The 17,814-nt window shown below is 59.3% G+C and carries 15 protein-coding genes; 14 read left to right on the forward strand and 1 reads right to left on the reverse strand.

What is annotated here, in order from left to right; genetic code table 11:
* Positions 1 to 10 precede the first annotated feature (10 nt).
* From glf to CORTU0001_RS02185, 3 genes are all read left to right on the forward strand, one after another.
* Positions 11 to 1,207, forward strand: coding sequence for a UDP-galactopyranose mutase (glf, locus tag CORTU0001_RS02175; RefSeq protein WP_005327050.1), 1,197 nt, complete (start codon positions 11 to 13; stop codon positions 1,205 to 1,207).
* Between the two features lie 40 nt (positions 1,208 to 1,247).
* Positions 1,248 to 1,436 (forward strand): hypothetical protein, encoded by a 189-nt coding sequence (locus CORTU0001_RS02180; protein WP_005325400.1) that lies wholly within the window; start codon positions 1,248 to 1,250, stop codon positions 1,434 to 1,436.
* 76 nt (positions 1,437 to 1,512) lie between these two features.
* The gene (locus tag CORTU0001_RS02185; RefSeq protein ID WP_005327051.1) at positions 1,513 to 2,100 is read left to right on the forward strand and encodes a three-helix bundle dimerization domain-containing protein; all 588 of its coding nucleotides are present in this window, start codon (positions 1,513 to 1,515) and stop codon (positions 2,098 to 2,100) included.
* On the opposite strand, the gene CORTU0001_RS02190 is transcribed toward CORTU0001_RS02185, so the two are convergent.
* On the reverse strand, positions 2,097 to 3,359 hold the full coding sequence (locus CORTU0001_RS02190; RefSeq protein ID WP_005327053.1) for a TPM domain-containing protein: 1,263 nt from the start codon (positions 3,357 to 3,359) through the stop codon (positions 2,097 to 2,099). The two genes, CORTU0001_RS02185 and CORTU0001_RS02190, sit on opposite strands and share 4 nt — an antisense overlap.
* Before the next feature lie 106 nt (positions 3,360 to 3,465).
* Between CORTU0001_RS02190 and CORTU0001_RS02195 the strand changes: the two genes are divergently transcribed.
* From CORTU0001_RS02195 to CORTU0001_RS02245, 11 genes are all read left to right on the forward strand, one after another.
* Positions 3,466 to 5,418 carry a glycosyltransferase gene (locus tag CORTU0001_RS02195; protein ID WP_005327055.1) on the forward strand — a complete coding sequence of 651 codons (1,953 nt, stop codon included), beginning with the start codon at positions 3,466 to 3,468 and terminating at the stop codon, positions 5,416 to 5,418.
* Positions 5,408 to 5,923: a phosphatase PAP2 family protein gene (locus CORTU0001_RS02200; RefSeq protein ID WP_005327056.1), complete on the forward strand. Its 516-nt coding sequence runs from the start codon at positions 5,408 to 5,410 to the stop codon at positions 5,921 to 5,923. The genes CORTU0001_RS02195 and CORTU0001_RS02200 overlap by 11 nt, the downstream gene beginning before the upstream one ends.
* Positions 5,916 to 6,896, forward strand: coding sequence for a decaprenyl-phosphate phosphoribosyltransferase (locus CORTU0001_RS02205; RefSeq protein ID WP_005327057.1), 981 nt, complete (start codon positions 5,916 to 5,918; stop codon positions 6,894 to 6,896). The genes CORTU0001_RS02200 and CORTU0001_RS02205 overlap by 8 nt, the downstream gene beginning before the upstream one ends.
* A gap of 53 nt (positions 6,897 to 6,949) precedes the next feature.
* Complete coding sequence (locus CORTU0001_RS02210; RefSeq protein ID WP_034667983.1) at positions 6,950 to 8,644, forward strand: arabinofuranosyltransferase AftB family protein; 1,695 nt, start codon at positions 6,950 to 6,952, stop codon at positions 8,642 to 8,644.
* Positions 8,645 to 8,781: 137 nt separating this feature from the next.
* A complete protein-coding gene (locus CORTU0001_RS02215) occupies positions 8,782 to 9,795 on the forward strand; it encodes an alpha/beta hydrolase (RefSeq protein WP_005327060.1) in 1,014 nt (337 codons plus the stop codon).
* Between the two features lie 160 nt (positions 9,796 to 9,955).
* Complete coding sequence (locus CORTU0001_RS02220; protein WP_005327061.1) at positions 9,956 to 11,101, forward strand: HNH endonuclease signature motif containing protein; 1,146 nt, start codon at positions 9,956 to 9,958, stop codon at positions 11,099 to 11,101.
* Positions 11,102 to 11,122: 21 nt separating this feature from the next.
* Positions 11,123 to 12,523: an NAD-dependent succinate-semialdehyde dehydrogenase gene (locus tag CORTU0001_RS02225; RefSeq protein WP_005327062.1), complete on the forward strand. Its 1,401-nt coding sequence runs from the start codon at positions 11,123 to 11,125 to the stop codon at positions 12,521 to 12,523.
* A gap of 136 nt (positions 12,524 to 12,659) precedes the next feature.
* Positions 12,660 to 14,606, forward strand: a complete 1,947-nt coding sequence (locus CORTU0001_RS02230; protein ID WP_005327063.1) for an alpha/beta hydrolase-fold protein — start codon at positions 12,660 to 12,662, stop codon at positions 14,604 to 14,606.
* Positions 14,607 to 14,608: 2 nt separating this feature from the next.
* Positions 14,609 to 15,040, forward strand: a complete 432-nt coding sequence (locus CORTU0001_RS02235) for a DUF732 domain-containing protein (RefSeq protein ID WP_005327065.1) — start codon at positions 14,609 to 14,611, stop codon at positions 15,038 to 15,040.
* A 22-nt stretch (positions 15,041 to 15,062) separates the two neighbouring features.
* Positions 15,063 to 15,977 (forward strand): cutinase family protein, encoded by a 915-nt coding sequence (locus CORTU0001_RS02240; protein ID WP_005327066.1) that lies wholly within the window; start codon positions 15,063 to 15,065, stop codon positions 15,975 to 15,977.
* Positions 15,978 to 16,036: 59 nt separating this feature from the next.
* The gene (locus tag CORTU0001_RS02245) at positions 16,037 to 17,749 is read left to right on the forward strand and encodes a FadD32-like long-chain-fatty-acid--AMP ligase (protein WP_005327068.1); all 1,713 of its coding nucleotides are present in this window, start codon (positions 16,037 to 16,039) and stop codon (positions 17,747 to 17,749) included.
* Positions 17,750 to 17,814: the final 65 nt, after the last annotated feature.

The following is a 17,814-nucleotide window of genomic DNA, read 5'->3' on the forward strand; positions in this document are numbered from 1 at the left end:
AGTGGAGGCCATGACTTCTTATGACCTCATCGTTGTTGGCTCTGGATTTTTTGGTTTAACGGTTGCCGAGCGCGCCGCTAGCCAGCTGGATAAGAAGGTGCTCATTGTGGAGCGCCGCAATCACCTCGGCGGCAATGCCTACTCCGAGGCCGAACCCACCACCGGAATCGAGGTGCACAAGTACGGTGCGCACCTCTTCCACACCTCTAATAAACGCGTGTGGGATTACTGCAATAAGTTCACCGATTTCACCGACTACCAGCACCGCGTGTTTGCCATGCACGATGGCACCGCCTACCAATTCCCAATGGGCCTGGGTCTTATCAACCAGTTCTTCGGCCGCTACTACTCCCCGGATGAGGCCCGCCAACTCATTAAGGATCAGGCCGGCGAATTCTCCCCGGGAGAGGCGCAAAACCTGGAGGAAAAGGCCATCTCGCTCATCGGTCGCCCGCTGTATGAGGCCTTCATCCGTGATTACACCGCAAAGCAGTGGCAGACCGATCCGAAGGAGCTGCCGGCGGCGAATATTACCCGCCTGCCAGTGCGCTATACCTTCAATAACCGCTACTTCAACGACACCTATGAGGGCCTGCCGGTCGACGGCTACGCGGCATGGCTAGAAAACATGGCTGACCACGACAATATTGAGGTCCGCCTGGATACCGATTGGTTCGAGGTGCGCGAAGAGCTGCGCGCCGAGTCCCCAGATGCGCCCGTGGTCTACACCGGCCCACTGGATCGCTACTTTGACTTTGCCGAAGGCGAGTTGGGTTGGCGCACCCTCGACTTTGACTTGGAGGTGCTGGATACCGGTGACTTCCAGGGCACCCCGGTGATGAACTACAACGATGCGGACGTGGACTACACCCGCATCCATGAGTTCCGCCACTTCCACCCGGAGCGCAAGGATAAGTACCCGAAGGATAAGACGGTCATCATGAAGGAGTATTCGCGCTTTGCCGATAAGGGCGATGAGCCGTACTACCCAATCAATACCCCAGAGGATCGCACCAAGCTGGAGGCCTACCGTAAGCTCGCCGCCCAGGAGTCGAAGGATAATAAGGTTCTCTTCGGTGGCCGCCTGGGTACCTACCAGTACCTGGATATGCACATGGCTATCGGTTCAGCGCTGTCCATGTTTGATAATAAGCTCGCGCCCTTCTGGAACGAGGGCAAGGCTATTGAGCAGGAGCGTGGCCACTAAGCGCTATGCTTGATCACCTCTGAGGAAAGGAGGTGACGGCATGGCTGACCGCCGCATGTGGAAAATGTCGCCGGAGCGGCTGCAGGAGCATCTGAAATTGCGTAGCCGCGCATCGCGCATTCCCGATAAAAAGAAAGAACAGTCCAAGAAGGCCTGCCGGAACTCCCGGCGGGCCTTTCCGCTTTTTGGTGCAGAAAACTATTGGGTTATTCCCAACCGTTTGACTTAACCCAACGTTAACCATTAAAGTTAACGGCAGGTTAACAATTAGCAGACGGGACAATAATCCGAGAAAGGGGATAACAATGAACCAGTTTGAAACCCTGCGCCAGGATCTGCACGAGAACTACGGCCACGAATACACGGCCGCGGAAATCGATGCCAAGCTCGATGAGGTTATTGCCAAGCACACCAAGAAGGCGGAGCTCGATGAATTCGTGCCGCTTTTGGTGGAGCGTGAGGTGCGCGACTACTTCGGTGCTCACCGCCTGCACGTTCGCTTTGCTGCCGGTACCAATAATGCGCTGGCCCAAGCTGCAGCGGAACTAACCCGCAAGCACGCCGGCGAGGCCCTCTTTGTAGATACCGCCGTTGCTCACCCAGAAAACGAAACGGAAGGCCACCTTGCCCACGTCATGAACGAGCGCGGCATGGGCGAGGCCCCGAATAAGTACCTCGACGAGGTGCGCACGGTAGCGATGCCGGATTACATCGTGTTCTTGGGCCGCGAGATCGAGCGCGATGAGGCGGGTAAGGACATCAAGATTTGGGATATTCCTGCTGCGGATACCGTGGAGGAGGCGCGCGAATTGGCCGATGACCTCGAAGCCCGCGTGCTCTACATGCTCAATAAGCTGGGCATCGATCCGGTGACTGAGCCGGTCAACGCCTAGAAGCGATACGGGTTGGGCAGCTGGGAGGAGACGTTATTATTAGCCACCCAGAAGCCCGCAAACCTATAGGGCATGTAGTGCGTGCCCATACCGGGGCGCCATTCCGGCGTGCCCAAAAGTGGGGGAGTTTTGCGGTCGCGCTGCGGATATAGCCGTTCTGGCAGCGCGCCCACCATGGGGTGGTAGTCCTCGAGGACGCGAGCGAAGGCGGAGTCGAAGTCTTCCCGCGACAGTTCCTGGGACAGGTCATTGATGCGCTGCGTTATCTGGCGCAAGCTGGCGTTGTCGGGCTGGCGGGAGAGGGCCGCTTGGGCGTCGCCAAGCAGCCATTGCACCTCGCCCGCGCGCACCGCTGTATCGCCGTCGCAGAAATCTTCCAAGGAATCTATCTGTGCTGCCGCGGTATTGATCTGCTTGAGTGCTTTGTATGCCTCCTTGATGGAGGCAGCGTGCAGGGAATAGTCCTGGATGTTCTCCAGCGCCTTGAGCGTCGGCCGCGCATCAGTGTACTGGTTGACCAAGGAGCGCCACTGCACCTTCAGGTAGTCGCCAGCCAAGGGGGAATGCAGGGCGTCAATCCGTGCCTCCGTGTGCTTGATGAGTTCCTCAGCCCCGTCGCGAGCGCCCTTAATATAATCGAAGCGCTTGCGCACCCGGGCGCGGCGGATGAACAAGTAGGTAATGAGGCCAACCGCGCCCAGAACTACGAGCACCATAGTCGCTGCGATGAATACGGACCACGTGGGCACATCCTGCATAGATTGCCGGTGCACGGTGGTATCCGCGGCGGCGCGCGTCGCCAGGATCATGCCGACGGTATAGTCATCGTCCGCCAGCGCCGGCCGCATTTGGTCCAAGATGCCGTCCACGCGGCCCTCGTCATAAATCTTGATGTCCTGGCACACCTCTGTGCCGCAGTGCACGGCCATACTATTGGGCTCAAAACCTACCGCGATGGCGAGCACATTTTTCTGTAGCCCACTTTCATTGATGAAATGTGGATGCTCGCGTTCCAAGTCATGGAATAGAGTGCGGGAAAATTCCTCGCCCGAATTCGGATACGTAGCGTAGACGACCTCGTGCACAGAATCCGGCAAATGCATGGACTGGGCTTGCGATTTGATGGCCTCTTCGTCCGAATTGCTGAGGATTTGGGCGTGGTCCAGAAACTCCACCGCGGGCTTTTCCTCGGCGAGGGCGGTGGGTGCGCTGGCTACAGCGAGAAGACCTACTGCCGCCGCGCAAGGAACCCATCTCATGATGTTCCATAATACGGGCTCCGCGTGTAAACCGTAGTACTTATGCAAAAGCAACTACGCTAAATCGCTGACTACTGTTTATACCGTTTGGAGAATCGAAGCTATCGTGACTGCCAACAACACCCAGGCCCATGAGCCCCTGCAGCGCATCCTGCTGCCTAAGCGCGGCGAGCCCTTTGATGTGCGGATGCTCTACCTCATCGAAGCCGAGCAAAACCGCGAACGCCTCAGCTGGTTTAACCGCACCTCCGTCACCATCCCGGCCGGCGAGGAAGCATCTTTTGAAACCTACTTCAACGCCTTCCCAGCCTCCTACTGGCGCCGCTGGTCCCAGCTGCGTTCCGTAATCCTCAGCCTGGACATTGAGGGTCAAGCAAATATTTCCCTCTACCGCTCCAAGCAGGATGGCCAGCGCATTTCCGTGGCCAACCACCTGGTAGGCACCGGCCACCACGAGTTTGAGCTGCCGCTTAAAAACTTCGAGGATGGCGGCTGGCTGTGGTTCGATATCACCGCCGAGCAGGAAACCACGCTTGCCGACGCCGCCTGGTGCTCCCCCCACGCCCCTGGCCCACAGCTGCTGCCGGACGGCACCGAGCAGCCGGCGCAGGACAAACGCGTGGCGGTTGGCATTCCCACCTTTAACCGCCCGACCGATGCCGTGGCAGCGCTCAAGGCACTGGCTGAGGACCCGGTGGTAGATGAGATCATCGACTTCGTCCTCATGCCGGATCAAGGCAACCAACACCCCGCCGATGAGCCGGGTTACGACGAGGCAGTGGCCCACTTTGGCGAGCGCTTCCGCGAGTTCCGCCAGGGCAACCTGGGCGGCTCCGGCGGCTACTCCCGCATCATGTACGAGGCGCTGGAAAATACCGAATCGCCCTTCATCCTGTACATGGACGATGATATCGCCATCGAGCCGGACTCCGTGCTGCGCGCGGTTCAAGCGGCCCGCTACGCGGCCAAGCCCATCATCGTCGGCGGCCAGATGCTCAATCTGCAGGAGCGCTCCCAGCTGCGCACCACCGGCGAGCAGGTTAACCGTGCCGATTTCATGTGGGGCGCGGCGCCGCACGCCGTCTACGACCACGACTTTGCCAAGTACCCGCTGCGCGCCATCGGCACCCGCGAAACCCACCTGGATCCCAAGAAGTACGATTCCCGCGCGCTGCACCGCCGCGTCGACGTGGAGTACAACGGCTGGTGGATGTGCCTCTTCCCGCGCATCGTGGCAGAAACCAACGGCCAGCCGCTCCCGCTGTTTATCAAGTGGGACGATACCGAGTACTCCCTGCGCGCAGCGCGCAACGGATTCCCCACGGTGACCTGGCCGGGCGCCGCTATCTGGCACATGGCCTGGGCCGACAAGGACGATGCCATTGACTGGCAGGCCTACTTCCACCTGCGCAACCGCCTCATCGTTGCCGCGATGTACCACGAGGGACCGGCCAAGGGCATTACCAAGTCCATCTTTAAGTCCACCCTCAAGCACACCATGTGCATGGAATATTCCACCATGGCCATCCAGATTGAGGCCATGCGAGACTTCCTGGCCGGACCGGACCATCTCTTCGACATCTTGGAGTCTTCGCTGCCGCGCATCGCGCAGATCCGCAAGAACTACTCCGATGCCGTGATCCTGGAATCCGCCGATGAGCTGCCGGCTCCCACCGGCGCGCCGGGCGTTCCCACCCGCAATATCGGCGGCCGCCTGGCCAAGATTAAGAAGATCCCGTGGGCCATCAAGGGCCTCAAGCACCTCGTCAGTAAGGAAGACGCTGCGCACCATGAGGCGCCGCAGCTCAACCTCACCCCGGACGAGGCCCGCTGGTTCACCTTGTCCCGCGTAGATTCGGCCACCGTCTCCACCGCGGGTGGCACCGGCGTCGCCTTTCGCAAGCGTGATCGCGACCTAGCCAAGGACCTCGTGACCCAGACCCGCGAGCTGCTGAAGGAAATCGAGGAGAACTTCGACGACCTGCGCGCCGAATACCGCGCGGCACAGCCGGAGCTGACTTCGCGCGAGTCCTGGAAGAAGGTCTTCGATGCCCAATAAGCTTTCCGTAGCAGAATCGCGCGTCCTCGAATCCATCCAGGGTGCGGCCTTCGACGTGCCCGGTGTGCTTCCCACTGCCCGCGGGCTTAGCCACTGGGGCGAGCATGCCTTGGGCTGGATGGGCAGCGCTGCGGTAGGGGCGGGCATCGACAAGCGCCGCCGCGAAGGCTGGATCCGTGTTGGAGCCGCCGCCTTTCTAGCGCACGCCGCCAGCGTGGTGCTCAAGCGCATCGTGCGCCGCAAGCGCCCGGATTATCCCTACGTGCGCGTGGGTGTAAAAACGCCCTCCAAGCTCTCCTTTCCCAGCTCGCACGCTACTTCGACCACCGCATTCCTGGTGGCGGTAGCTCGCCTTACCGGCCGCAAGGCGCCCCTTCTCGGCGTGCCGGTAATGATGGCATCGCGTATGGTGCTCGGAGTGCACTACCCAACAGATACGGCCGTGGGTGCGGCCATCGGCGCTGCTACCGCGGAGGTCGTGATGAAAGGAATGAAGCATGAGTGATGATGGAAACCAGCACTTTTTCCATTCGGAGCCGCACACCTCTGGCGTAGATACCGGCCGCAAGCGTAAGCCGCCGAAGAATCTTGTCGATGGCATGATTAAGGCCCTGCGCCCCAAGCAGTGGGTCAAAAACGTTCTGGTGCTAGCCGCCCCCGCCGCGGCCGGTGCCGATGCACTGTTCCATGGCCGCGTGCTTCTCGACGTCCTTTTGGCCTTCGTCGTCTTCTGTCTCGGCGCTTCCTCCATTTACCTGATTAACGATGCGAAGGATTGGCGAGAGGACCAAGAGCATCCGACCAAGCGCTTCCGCCCGATTGCCTCGGGCGTGCTACCGATCAAGCTTGCCTATGTCATGGCCGTGGTGCTCATCTGCCTGTCCATCGGCCTGTCTTTCCTCGCTACGGCCGGGCCGCAGCTGGCTATCGTGATGGCGATTTATATCGCACTGCAATTGGGCTATTGCTTTGGCTGGAAGCATATGCCGGTGATCGATATTGCGCTGGTGTCCTCCGGCTTCATGCTGCGCACCATGGCCGGTGGCGTAGCCGCAGGCATCGAGCTTTCCCAGTGGTTCCTGCTGGTGGCGGCCTTCGGCTCGCTGTTTATGGCCTCCGGCAAGCGCTACTCGGAGATCCTGTTGGTAGAACAGACCGGCGCGAAAATCCGCAAGTCCCTGGAGGGCTATACGCCCACCTACCTGCGCTTCGTGTGGACCCTAGCCGCCACCGCGGTGGTCATCTGCTACACCTTGTGGGGCTTCGAGCTCGCTAACGACGCCCAGACCGGTGGCGTGTGGTACCAGATTTCCATGGTGCCGTTTACTATCGCCATCCTGCGCTACGCGGCCGATGTGGACCGCGGCCAGGGCGGCGCACCGGATGAGATTGCACTGGAGGACCGCACTTTGCAGGTTCTCGCCTTGGCCTGGCTCGCCTGCATCGCAATGGCGGTTTATATCATGCCGTTGTTCTAGACACAGCGGAATCGATATAGAAATTTTCTGCGGGGCTGATAAACTTTCTCCCCGTGCTTAACACCGACCACAAGAGTATCGCCCGCTGGAGTACCCCAGCGGTCGTTCTTGTGATCGGTGTTTTATCTTTCTGGGGCGGCTTCGCTCGCCGCTGGATTTCCGATGACGGCCTCATCGTCCTGCGCACCGTGCGCAACCTCGAAGCCGGAAACGGGCCCGTGTTCAATATGGGCGAGCGCGTGGAGGCCAATACCTCCACGCTGTGGCAGTACCTCATCTTCCTTGTGCGCTGGGTAACCCACGCAAATCTGGAAGGCATCGCCATTTACCTGGGCCTCTTCTTGGCGGTAGCGGCGATGGTTGTGGGCACGGGGGCGTCGGCAAGCATGCGCTCTGGAGCGGTCCTTCCGGCCGGCGCACTTGTGTATTTGGCCTTGCCACCGGCCCGCGACTTCTTTACCTCCGGCCTGGAATGGGGACTGTGCATCTTCTACCTTGCGGTGCTGTGGTGGCTGTTGCTGCGGTGGTCGCGCCCGCGCCGCCACTCCGGGAGCAATAGCGACGCCTATTGGCTCGCCTTCTGGGCCGGGCTGTCCTGGCTGGTGCGCCCAGAGCTCGCCCTGTACGGCGGCCTGGTGGGAATCGTGCTGCTCGTATCCCACCGCTGGTGGAAAATTCTTGCCGTCGCAGTGCCCCTGCCGTTGGCCTATGAGATTTTCCGCATGGGCTACTACGGCCTGCTGACCCCGCACACAGCCGTGGCCAAGTCCGCGGCCGGTTCCGAATGGGGCAAGGGCTTTACCTACCTGGCGGACTTTGCCGGGCCGTACTGGCTCTTCCTGCCGCTCATCGTGCTTGCCATTGCGGGTCTGTGGAAGGCGGACCTGCGCCCCACGGCTCTGCGATCCACCGCCACTGCCACGTATCTTTTTGTGGGCGCGGCGCTCATCCATACGCTTTACGTCCTGCGCGTGGGCGGAGATTTTATGCACGGCCGCATGCTGCTGCTGCCGCTCTTTGCGTTTCTGCTTCCGATCTTTGTCGTTAGCGTACGCATGTGGATCGTCTCCGTCCTCTGCGCGGTGTGGGCGCTGGTTATCGTTCTACGCGGACATCCGGTGGATCGCAGCATCTATGCGGATGAGATTTCCATCGTGGACGAGCGCGATTTCTGGACCTATGCCACCCAGCGCCAGGATCCGCCCATGCGCGCTGAAGAGTTCCTCGGCGCCAAGTTTATGGAGGACTACCAGGAGGGCATCGACGAGCTAGAGGCCGGCGACGCCATGACCTTCCGCTATATCAAGGGCGAAGATAGGTTCTCGTGGACGGCCACGCCTGCGGACCCTTCGCGCACCGATCCGCCGACCGTTTACCTGCTCAATTTGGGCCTGTCTTCCATGAATGCGCCGCTGGATATTCGCGTGCTGGACAATATTGGCCTCAGCAACCCTTTGGCGGCGCGCCAGCCGCGCATCGTGGGCGGGCGCATTGGGCACGACAAGAGCTTGGATATGTCGTGGCAGGTGGCAGATTCCGCGGCCGATATCGACGAGATCCCGGCGTGGATTGATAAGTACGAGGCGGCCAAGGCTCGCGCCGCGCTTGCCGACGCCGATTTTCAGAAACTCTTCGCCACATACAGGGAACCCCTAACTTGGGACCGTTTCTGGAAAAATATTAAATTCTCCCTGACCGATGGCCGGACCCTCACTTTTTCTTCTAATCCCTCTGACTACCTGCATTAATCCCTTTAAATGCAGACTTTAGGGGGAACCTAAGTTACACTATTCTGTGACATTGTTATCGATCCGTGACGTTAACGGTATACAGGTTCCGGACGATAGAACTTAGTGACAATCACCGAGTAGTTTGAAGGAGAAAGATGACTGCATCCATCAAGGGTCGCGTCCTTTCAGTCATCATGGCAGTTGCCGTAGCTTTGGGCCTGGCCGTCGTGGCGGGGTCCCAGCCGGCAGAGGCAGCCAACCGCGACTGGCTGCGCCGTGACGCCACTGGTACGTGTGAGTGGGACAAGGTTGGCTGGTGGGTCCAGCGTTGCGACGTATGGTCCCAGGCTATGGGCCGCACCATCCCGGTGCAGGTTCAGCCGGCAAAGCGCGGCGGCAATGCTGCCCTCTACCTGCTAGATGGCCTGCGTGCTACCGAGCGCACTAACGCATGGGTAAATGACGTTAATGCTGCCAAGACCTACGAGCCGCACAACATTACCCTCGCTATGCCCGTGGGCGGTGCTGCTTCCTTCTACGCTGACTGGCAGGGTCCTGCTACCTACGACCTAGAAAATCCGGTCAACTACAAGTGGGAGACCTTCCTGACCAGCGAGCTTCCTGGCTACTTGGAGCGCAACTTCGGTGTTGCCCGCAACAATAACTCCATTGCTGGCCTGTCCATGGGTGCCGGTGCCGCCCTGACCCTGGCTGCTAAGCACCCGAACCAGTTCCGTCAGGCGTTGTCCTTCTCTGGCTTCTTGACTACAACTGTCCCCGGTGCACAGACATTCATGCGTCTAGCTATGTTGGATGCAGGCGGCTTTAATATCAATGCAATGTACGGATCGCTATTTAATCCGAAGCGTTTCCAGAACGATCCGCTGCTGCTTATTCCGCAGTTGCGCAATACCAACCTTTACATCTCCGCTGCCTCTGGTGTCCCAGGCGCTGGCGATGCTCACTATCTGCCAGAGCACCAAGCCGCCGGTGCTGCACTTGAGGTCGGCTCCAATATCACCACCCGCGTGTGGGAGGGTGCCGCTCGCTTGCAGGGCCTGAACCCGACCGTGGACTACCCAGCACAGGGGCTGCACAACTGGGAACAGTTCGGCTACCAGCTCAACCGCTCTAAGCCACAGGTACTTAACGTCATGAACGCCTGGTAATTCTCGCGGCCTGATCCTCCTTCCTGATGGAAGGGGGATTTTCTTTTGCGACGGGTATCGAACAAATATACGTCTAACTATTGCGGGCGTCTCGGCATTGCGCTAATCTAGGGGTGTCAGTTCGATTGGGTGTGCGAATTTATTTTGAGGGGGAGCTTTCGTGACTACTGCTACCGCACCACCAAAACAGGCGTATTTTTCTACCAATGACATGGAAGACACCGTGTGTGTCATGGCCATGGTGCAAAGAATTCAGTCATGGCAACTGTTCCAGGCAGTGCTGCCACAGTTAGAAGACGACGTTGATTGCACACTGGCCGTATTGTCTAAGAGGCTCGGTCTTTCGCGGTGGCGGGTATCAAGTGCAATCCAAGCCCACTTTCGGATGCGCGAACTGCCGCTTACTACCGCAGTGCAAACGGAACACTGGATTTTGGACCTTCCGCGACTCCAAGTTATTGACGTGGAATTGCGCCCCCTCGGCGAGGATGAAGCGCAGATCCAACTGGTTGATGCGGCCTTGGCAGATTTCCTCACGCCCAAAGACCCGGGACAGCACGTGCCGACGGAACCGGAAATCCGAAATTTCCTGCGCGGATTCATTGATGGGCTGCTGAAGCCAGATTTGTCGGCCCAAATCGAACGCGCGGTGTCGGTGTCCTATTCGGGTGGGCAAGCCACGATCGTGTTGAAGACGGATAAGGCCACTGCGGCGGCAATTTCTAGACATATTGATAAAGCGGCAGCACAAGAGGGAGTTTCAAAGGCGGAGGCGCTGGAAAGTCTGATCTTCAACCGCACTAGTACCAAGGTGGTGATTAACACCTATCGCACTGGCGAGGATCCTTCCCGCGTCTTTATTCCTAGCGCGGGATGGTGCGATCTGGGGGAGGACTTAGCACATGACTCTGCGGTGCGAACTCTAACCGCCGAGGACGTCAAAAAGTATGTCCCCTCAGAAGAAATCCGTGCCTGGGTGCAGGGGCGGGACGCGACCTGCCGGTGGCCAGGGTGTTCAATGCCAGCGCACTATTGTCAACTGGATCACCGAGTGGAGTACGGCGACGAAGGGCCTACCAGTGTGGGAAATCTGGTGAGCTTGTGTCAGCATCACCATAACGTGAAGACGGATGGTCGGGTGCGATACATCATGGACCCGTTTACCGGAGATATTGTCTGGATGTTTGAGGATGGCACCTATGAGGTGGACCGAGCTGCAGGTCATCTGGCGCCCCGGAATATTCATTGGAAGCTGACGTGGGAGCGATTTCTCAAGCTGAGAAGGGGAACATTGCAAGGTTTGTGAGTTGGGACTATACAGGGGCGCATGTTCGCTATTGAGAACCCAAACACAGGCAAGAGTGAAGACCAGTTTGAACGTATCGATGATTCGCAGCGCGATGACATCCTAGACCGCTCCACCGCAGCCTACGATGCATGGCGTAGCACACGCATCGAGGAGCGTGCTGCGGTTTTGTCCCGCGCAGCTGACCTTTATGAAGAGCGCATTGATGAATTGGCCGATCATATCGGCCGCGAGATGGGCAAGCTGACCCGTTGGGCCAAGGCCGAGGTACAGATTGTTGCCGATATTTACCGTTATTACTCCGAGCACGCGCACGAGCTGCTTGCCGACGAGTACCTGCCGGCACAGAATGCCGACAAGACCGTAGTGCGCAAAGAGCCGATCGGCCCGTTGCTCGGCATCATGCCGTGGAACTTCCCGTACTACCAGGTAGCCCGCTTCGCGGCGCCTAATTTGCTGCTGGGTAACACCATTGTGCTCAAGCACGCTTCCATCTGCCCGCTGTCTTCCCAGGCGTGCCAGGACATCCTGGAAGAGGCTGGTCTACCGAAGGACGCGTACATCAACATCTACGCTTCCGGTTCCCAGATGGATGCCTTTGTAGCGGATAAGCGCATCAAGGGTGTTTCGCTGACCGGTTCGGAGGCTGCAGGCTCTGCCGTGGCCAAGACCGCCGGTGAAAATTACAAGAAGTCCGTACTGGAGCTGGGCGGCAACGACCCGTTCCTGGTTATTGATGACGAGAACCTGGAGTGGGTACTGGATCAGTACAACCTGATCCGCATGTACAACACCGGCCAGGCCTGCAACGCGCCAAAGCGCCTCATTGTTCTGGAGGACTTCTACGACCGCACCGTGGAGTACCTGGAGAAGAAGATTGGGGACATGAAGGTTGGCACGTATGACGACGAGAATGCCGACATTGGTCCGCTGTCCTCCATTGGTGCTCGCGATGAGATTGTGGAGCGCCTGGAAAAGGCTGCGGCCAACGGCGACGCCAAGATCCGCGTAGGCGGCAAGAAGATTGACCGCGAGGGCGCCTACATGGAGCCTGCGCTGCTTACCGACGTCGACTCATCCACCGACGTTGGCTGCAACGAGATCTTCGGCCCTGTGGCCATTGTCTACAAGGCCAAGGACGTTGAAGAAGCTATCGAGATTGCCAATAACTCGGAGTATGGTCTGTCCAGTTCCGTGTGGGGCACCGACCTGGATGCCGCGTTCGAGGTGGCAAACCAGCTCAACGATGGCATGACGTTTGTCAACGAGGCGTCGGTAACCGCAGCAGGCCTGCCATTCGGTGGCGTGAACCGCTCCGGCTACGGCCGTGAGCTGGCGCGCTGGGGCGTCGGCGAGTTTGTTAACGAGCACCTGTACCGCGTCAGCGGACAGGATAACCCGGGTAACTCCCCGGCAATGTAGCGGCGTGTCAGTCTAGCGTAAGTCTCAAGTTCAACTTAAACTTGAGCACACGATAGACAGCTCACGCCGCAGGCATCGGTCCGGGGGAGGGGAACCCTCGGAAGGTACCGCGGCAAATCTTCAAGGACGTTTACCTATGCGCAAAAGCACTTCCCCGAGCAAAGCTCGCAAGGGCCTTGCAGTGGCCGCAGTACCTACCGCTATTGCCGTGGGTTTGGCTCTGCTGCCAAACGCCACCGCACAATCTTCCGTAGGCGATCTCTCTTCCGCAATCGGCGGCGATTCCAGCCTGTCCGATCACTTCGCACCGAAGGATCCGCCCGCCCGCACCCCGCTGAACACCGAATACCCGGATGTTAAGGGCCTGCCGGAGGGCGTCAAGATCAACCGTGTGGAGTACCTGACCAACCGCCACCTGATGGTCTACATCAAGTCCGCGGCTATGCCGGACAAAGAGCAGAAGGTACAAATCCAGCTTGCTCGTGACTGGTATTCCCACCCAGAAAAGAAGTTCCCAGAGGTATGGGCACTCGACGGCCTGCGTGCGCGTGATGATGAGTCCGGCTGGACCATCGAGACCAATATTTTGAACCAGTACGCTGACCGTAACGTCAACCTAGTTATGCCGGTAGGCGGCGAGTCTTCCTTCTACTCGGACTGGGAGCAGGCAGACCGCGGTAAGCGCTACATGTGGGAGACCTTCCTGACCAAGGAATTGATCCCCATCTTGGACAATGAGTACCGCTCGAACCACAAGCGTGCGGTCACCGGCCTGTCCATGGGCGGCACCGCCGCGATGAACTTGGCTGAGCGTAACCCGCACCTGTTTAACTTCGTAGGCTCCTTCTCCGGCTACCTGGACACCACTACACGCGGCATGCCGGAAGCCATCATGGCGGCGCAACGAGATGCCGGCGGCTATGATTCCCGCAAGATGTGGGGCGAGCCAGGTTCCCAAAACTGGATCGACCACGATCCGAAGCTGGGCATTGAAAACCTGAAGGACATGAAGGTGTATGTCTCTGCAGGTTCGGGCAAGGATGACTTTGGTAACGCCAACTCCGTAGCCAAGGGTCAGGCCAACCTTGCCGGTATGGGCTTGGAGGTCATTTCCCGCATGTCCACCCAGACCTATGTGGACTACGCAAAGCGCGCCAAGATTAACCCAGTGATTAAGTTCCGCCCATCCGGCGTGCACAGCTGGGAATACTGGCAGTTTGAGATGCAGCAGGCATGGCCCTACATCGCAGATGCCCTCGAGATGGACAAGGCTGATCGCGGTGCGGACTGTGAGGCCATTGGTGCCATCGCCAAGGAAACCAAGAGCGGCGTCATTGGCTCTTGCTTGAATAACGAGTACGACGTCGCCAAGAAGGGCAAGGCCCAGGACTTCGAGTCCGGTACCGCTTACTGGTCCCCGGATACCGGTGCGCACGCCCTCTTCGGCCGCATTGGTGCCCGCTACGCCGAAATCGGCGGACCTACCTCCTGGCTGGGCTTCCCTAAGACCGGCGAGACTAAGACCCCGGACGGCAAGGGTCGCTTCGTGCACTTCGAGCACGGCTCCATCTACTGGTCCCCGGAGACCGGTGCTTGGGAGATTACCGGCGATATGTTCCAGGCCTGGGGCAAAAACGGCTACGAAAAGGGCGACCTGAAGTACCCGACCGGCTCGGTTAAGAAGGTCGGCGAGGGTTACATGCAGGAATTCCAGGATGGCGTCCTTACCCGTAACCCGGATGGCTCCAACCAGGTAGTCCACGGTGCTATCGGCGCTAAGTACAAGGACATGGGCGGCGCTGAATCTGCGCTCGGCTTCCCGACGTCCGGTGAGAACGCCGTCGATGGCGGCTTCTTCCAGACCTTTGAGAAGGGCAGCATCTACTGGTCCCCGAAGACTGGCGCGCACTACATTTTGAAGAGCAAGATCATGGACCGCTGGGGCCAGGCTGGCTGGGAGCAGGGCGAGTTCGGCTGGCCTACTTCTGACTACTCCGAGATTGCCGCTGGCGGCCTGAGCCAGGAATTCCAGCACGGCAAGATCAGCGAGGTCCTCGGCCAGGTTCGGACCGAGAAGAAGTAGCTATGCGCAAGCTAGTAGTTGTGGGCGCGGCGCTGTGCTTGGGTCTTGCGGGCTGCGATTCCGCCACGGTGGATAGCGAACCGCCGCAAGAGACCGAGGTCGCGCCCCTCGAGCGGGAGTCCGATGCCCCTTCTTCTTCGGAGAGTGCCACCTCTAAGTCGCAAGAAGATCGCGGTGCGCGCGAGATCTCTGAAATCCCGTCCGCTGAGGTGCCGGAACCGGACGCCAAGTACTTGGACAAGCTCAAGGACGCCGGCGTAAACGTCGATGGAGTAGAGGATCAGCTCCTAGGAGCCGGCAAAGCGGCCTGTGACGAGAATGAGGTCACCATTTCTGCGGTTGCCGGCCAGCTCATCGAGCAGCAGCGCACCACGCAGAGTTTTGAGGAGCTTTCCCAGCTCATCAAGGATTCCGCGCGTTCAGGGATTTGCTAGGTTTAGCTGGTACAACTAATCCATGCGAAAAACTATTACCGTCGTCGCGGCCCTCGTCGTTTTAGCTGTCATCGGCGTGGGCGCGTCGCGTTACCTCAACCAAGGCACCGATTCCCCTGCTCCGCACACCACGGAGCAGGCAGCGCCGCCGCAACCGCAGCAGCCCGAGTGGTGCCCCCGTGTTGAGTTCATTTCTGCCCCGGGTACTTGGGAGTCCGCGGCTGACGACGACCCCATTAATCCTTCTGCCAACCCGCGCTCGTTCATGCTGTCTATTACGAAGCCGTTGCAGGAGGCCTACGGGGACGACGTGAAGGTCTGGACCCTTCCCTATACCGCGCAATTTAAAAACATTAATGCGCAGCACGAAATGAGCTACGACGATTCCCGCAATGAGGGAACCGGCAAGATGAATGACGAGCTGCGTAGCGTTCATCAAAGCTGCCCAGCTACCAAGTTCATTCTGAGCGGCTTTTCTCAGGGCGCGGTGATTGCCGGCGACGTTGCCGATGAGATTGGTGGCGGCCAGGGCGTGGTTCCGGCGGAATCCATCGCAGGCGTGGCCCTTATCGCAGATGGCCGCCGCCAAAATGGCGTCGGGCAAAACCCAGGCCGCAAGGTGGGCGGCGTCGGCGCTGAAATTGCGCTGCAGCCGGTATCCGGATTGGTTCAGCCCATTGTGCCGGGTGCCTCCATGCGTGGTGCGCGCCAGAATGGGTTCGGTAGCCTCGCGGATCGCACCTTCCAAATTTGCGCGCCCAATGATTCGGTGTGTGATGCCCCGCCAAACGTCACCAATGCACTAGAGCGCGCGCAGGGTTTGATTGCCGCGAATGGCGTGCATGCGCAGTACGCCTCCAATAGTGGCGTTATCGATGGCACGACTGCCAACCAGTGGGTAGTGGGCTGGGCCCGCCAGCTTATCGACGCCGCGTAACAACCATTCCCCCAACTCCGATAGTTTTATTAACGAAACCATTTACCTAAGGAGAATCGATGGATCTAAAAGCGCAGATGGGGCAGTTCTTAGCGCCCGAGTTCACCTTGGCCCAGTTGGCAGAGAAGCTCTTCCAAGCGGAAACCGACCCAGACCGCGTGGTCATGCGCCAGTGGATCTACGGTGAGGAAGAAACCTGCCGGGAGCTTACCCGCGCACAGGTCAATAACCGCATCAAGGTGGTGGCGGCGCGCCTGCAGCAGGTGGCAGAGCCCGGTACCCGCGTGGCCATCTTGGCTGGTAATTCGCCGGAATACGTCTTCGGCTTCTTGGGTGCTCTTTATGCGGGCATGGTGCCGATTCCGCTGTATGACCCCAACGAACCGGGGCACTCGGACCACCTCAAGGCCGTATTTGGTGACTGTGACCCGTCCATCGTGGTGACTAACCGCGTATCGGCGGCGGCCGTGCGCACGTACTTTTCCGCTCAGCGTGAGCGCCCGCGCATCATTTCCCTTGATGTCCTGCCGGATTCTTTGGCTTCCTCCTGGACTCCCGTGGAGGGAACCGCAGAGGATACTGCGTTCCTGCAGTACACCTCCGGTTCCACCCGTACCCCGGCCGGCGTGGAGCTCACCAATCGCGCGATTATCACCAACGTGGCGCAGATTTTCCAGGCCCTGCAGCTGCAGATGCCGGCCCGCATCGTTTCTTGGCTGCCGATGCACCACGATATGGGCATCATCTTGGCCGTATTTGTCACCATCCTGGGCCTCGACTTCGAGATGATGACCCCGCGCGATTTCATCCAGCACCCGGATCGCTGGGTCCGGCGCGTGACGGCCGGCAAACAGGCCACCTATACCGCTATCCCGAACTTTGCCTTGGAACTTGCCGCGCGCCACGCCAAGGACGCGGATTTCTCCCACGTGGACGGCATCATTATTGGTTCCGAGCCGGTGACGGAATCGGCCGTGGACTCCTTCCTCGATGCCTTCAGCGTGGACCGTTCCGTACTGCGCCCGGCCTACGGTCTGGCAGAGGCGGCGCTTATTGTGTCTACCCCGCAAACTGACAAGCGCCCGGTCATCGCGCACTTTAACCGCGCGGAGCTAGCCGCAGGTCGCGCCGTCATTGAGGATAAATCCGAAGACACCGTTGCCTACGCCTCCAATGGACAGTGCGTGCCGCATCAGCACCTCGCCATTGTGGATCCGGAAACTCGCGCCGAGGTAAAGGACGGCGTTATCGGAGAAATCTGGGTCCACGGTCCCAATATGGCTTCTGGCTACCTCAACCGCCCAGAGGAAACTGCTGCGACCTTCCGCAATACGCTGGGTGAGCGCCTGCAGGATGGCCTGCCGGAAGACGATTATTGGATGGCCACCGGAGACTTGGCAACCATCGTGGACGGGGAACTTTATATCACCGGCCGCCTGAAGGATCTCATCGTTATTGCTGGGCGCAACCATTATCCGCAGGATATTGAGGGCACGGTGCAAGCAGCTTCCGCACAGGTTCGCCCGGATTCCGTTGCAGCCTTCTCCGTGGAAGGCAATGATTCTGAGTCCCTCGTCCTGCTGGTGGAGCGCGCCGATGATGCGCAGCCGTCCGGCGATGCCGAGGCAACCGAGGCCATTCGCACCGCGGTCACTGCCCACCATGGCATTACTCCGGATGACATCGTGTGGAAGGCACCTGGCGAAATCAACCGCACGTCCTCCGGCAAGATTGCGCGCCGCGTAGCCAAGAAGAATTATGTGGGATTCTGATTTGTCGCTAACAAAGTGACAAAATATAGCGATATACCCCTACGCCATTTAGTATTTTTCCGTAA

It is taken from the genome of Corynebacterium tuberculostearicum SK141 (assembly GCF_000175635.1).
Taxonomy (GTDB): domain Bacteria; phylum Actinomycetota; class Actinomycetes; order Mycobacteriales; family Mycobacteriaceae; genus Corynebacterium; species Corynebacterium tuberculostearicum_C.

Bases quoted from the DNA above. Each gene is read 5' to 3' on its own strand.
- glf (WP_005327050.1), top strand. From the start codon at position 11: ATGACTTCTTATGACCTCATCGTTGTTGGCTCTGGATTTTTTGGTTTA.
- CORTU0001_RS02180 (WP_005325400.1), top strand. From the start codon at position 1,248: ATGGCTGACCGCCGCATGTGGAAAATGTCGCCGGAGCGGCTGCAGGAG.
- CORTU0001_RS02185 (WP_005327051.1), top strand. From the start codon at position 1,513: ATGAACCAGTTTGAAACCCTGCGCCAGGATCTGCACGAGAACTACGGC.
- CORTU0001_RS02190 (WP_005327053.1), bottom strand. From the start codon at position 3,359: ATGAGATGGGTTCCTTGCGCGGCGGCAGTAGGTCTTCTCGCTGTAGCC.
- CORTU0001_RS02200 (WP_005327056.1), top strand. From the start codon at position 5,408: ATGCCCAATAAGCTTTCCGTAGCAGAATCGCGCGTCCTCGAATCCATC.
- CORTU0001_RS02205 (WP_005327057.1), top strand. From the start codon at position 5,916: ATGAGTGATGATGGAAACCAGCACTTTTTCCATTCGGAGCCGCACACC.
- CORTU0001_RS02215 (WP_005327060.1), top strand. From the start codon at position 8,782: ATGACTGCATCCATCAAGGGTCGCGTCCTTTCAGTCATCATGGCAGTT.
- CORTU0001_RS02225 (WP_005327062.1), top strand. From the start codon at position 11,123: ATGTTCGCTATTGAGAACCCAAACACAGGCAAGAGTGAAGACCAGTTT.
- CORTU0001_RS02230 (WP_005327063.1), top strand. From the start codon at position 12,660: ATGCGCAAAAGCACTTCCCCGAGCAAAGCTCGCAAGGGCCTTGCAGTG.
- CORTU0001_RS02235 (WP_005327065.1), top strand. From the start codon at position 14,609: ATGCGCAAGCTAGTAGTTGTGGGCGCGGCGCTGTGCTTGGGTCTTGCG.
- CORTU0001_RS02240 (WP_005327066.1), top strand. From the start codon at position 15,063: ATGCGAAAAACTATTACCGTCGTCGCGGCCCTCGTCGTTTTAGCTGTC.
- CORTU0001_RS02245 (WP_005327068.1), top strand. From the start codon at position 16,037: ATGGATCTAAAAGCGCAGATGGGGCAGTTCTTAGCGCCCGAGTTCACC.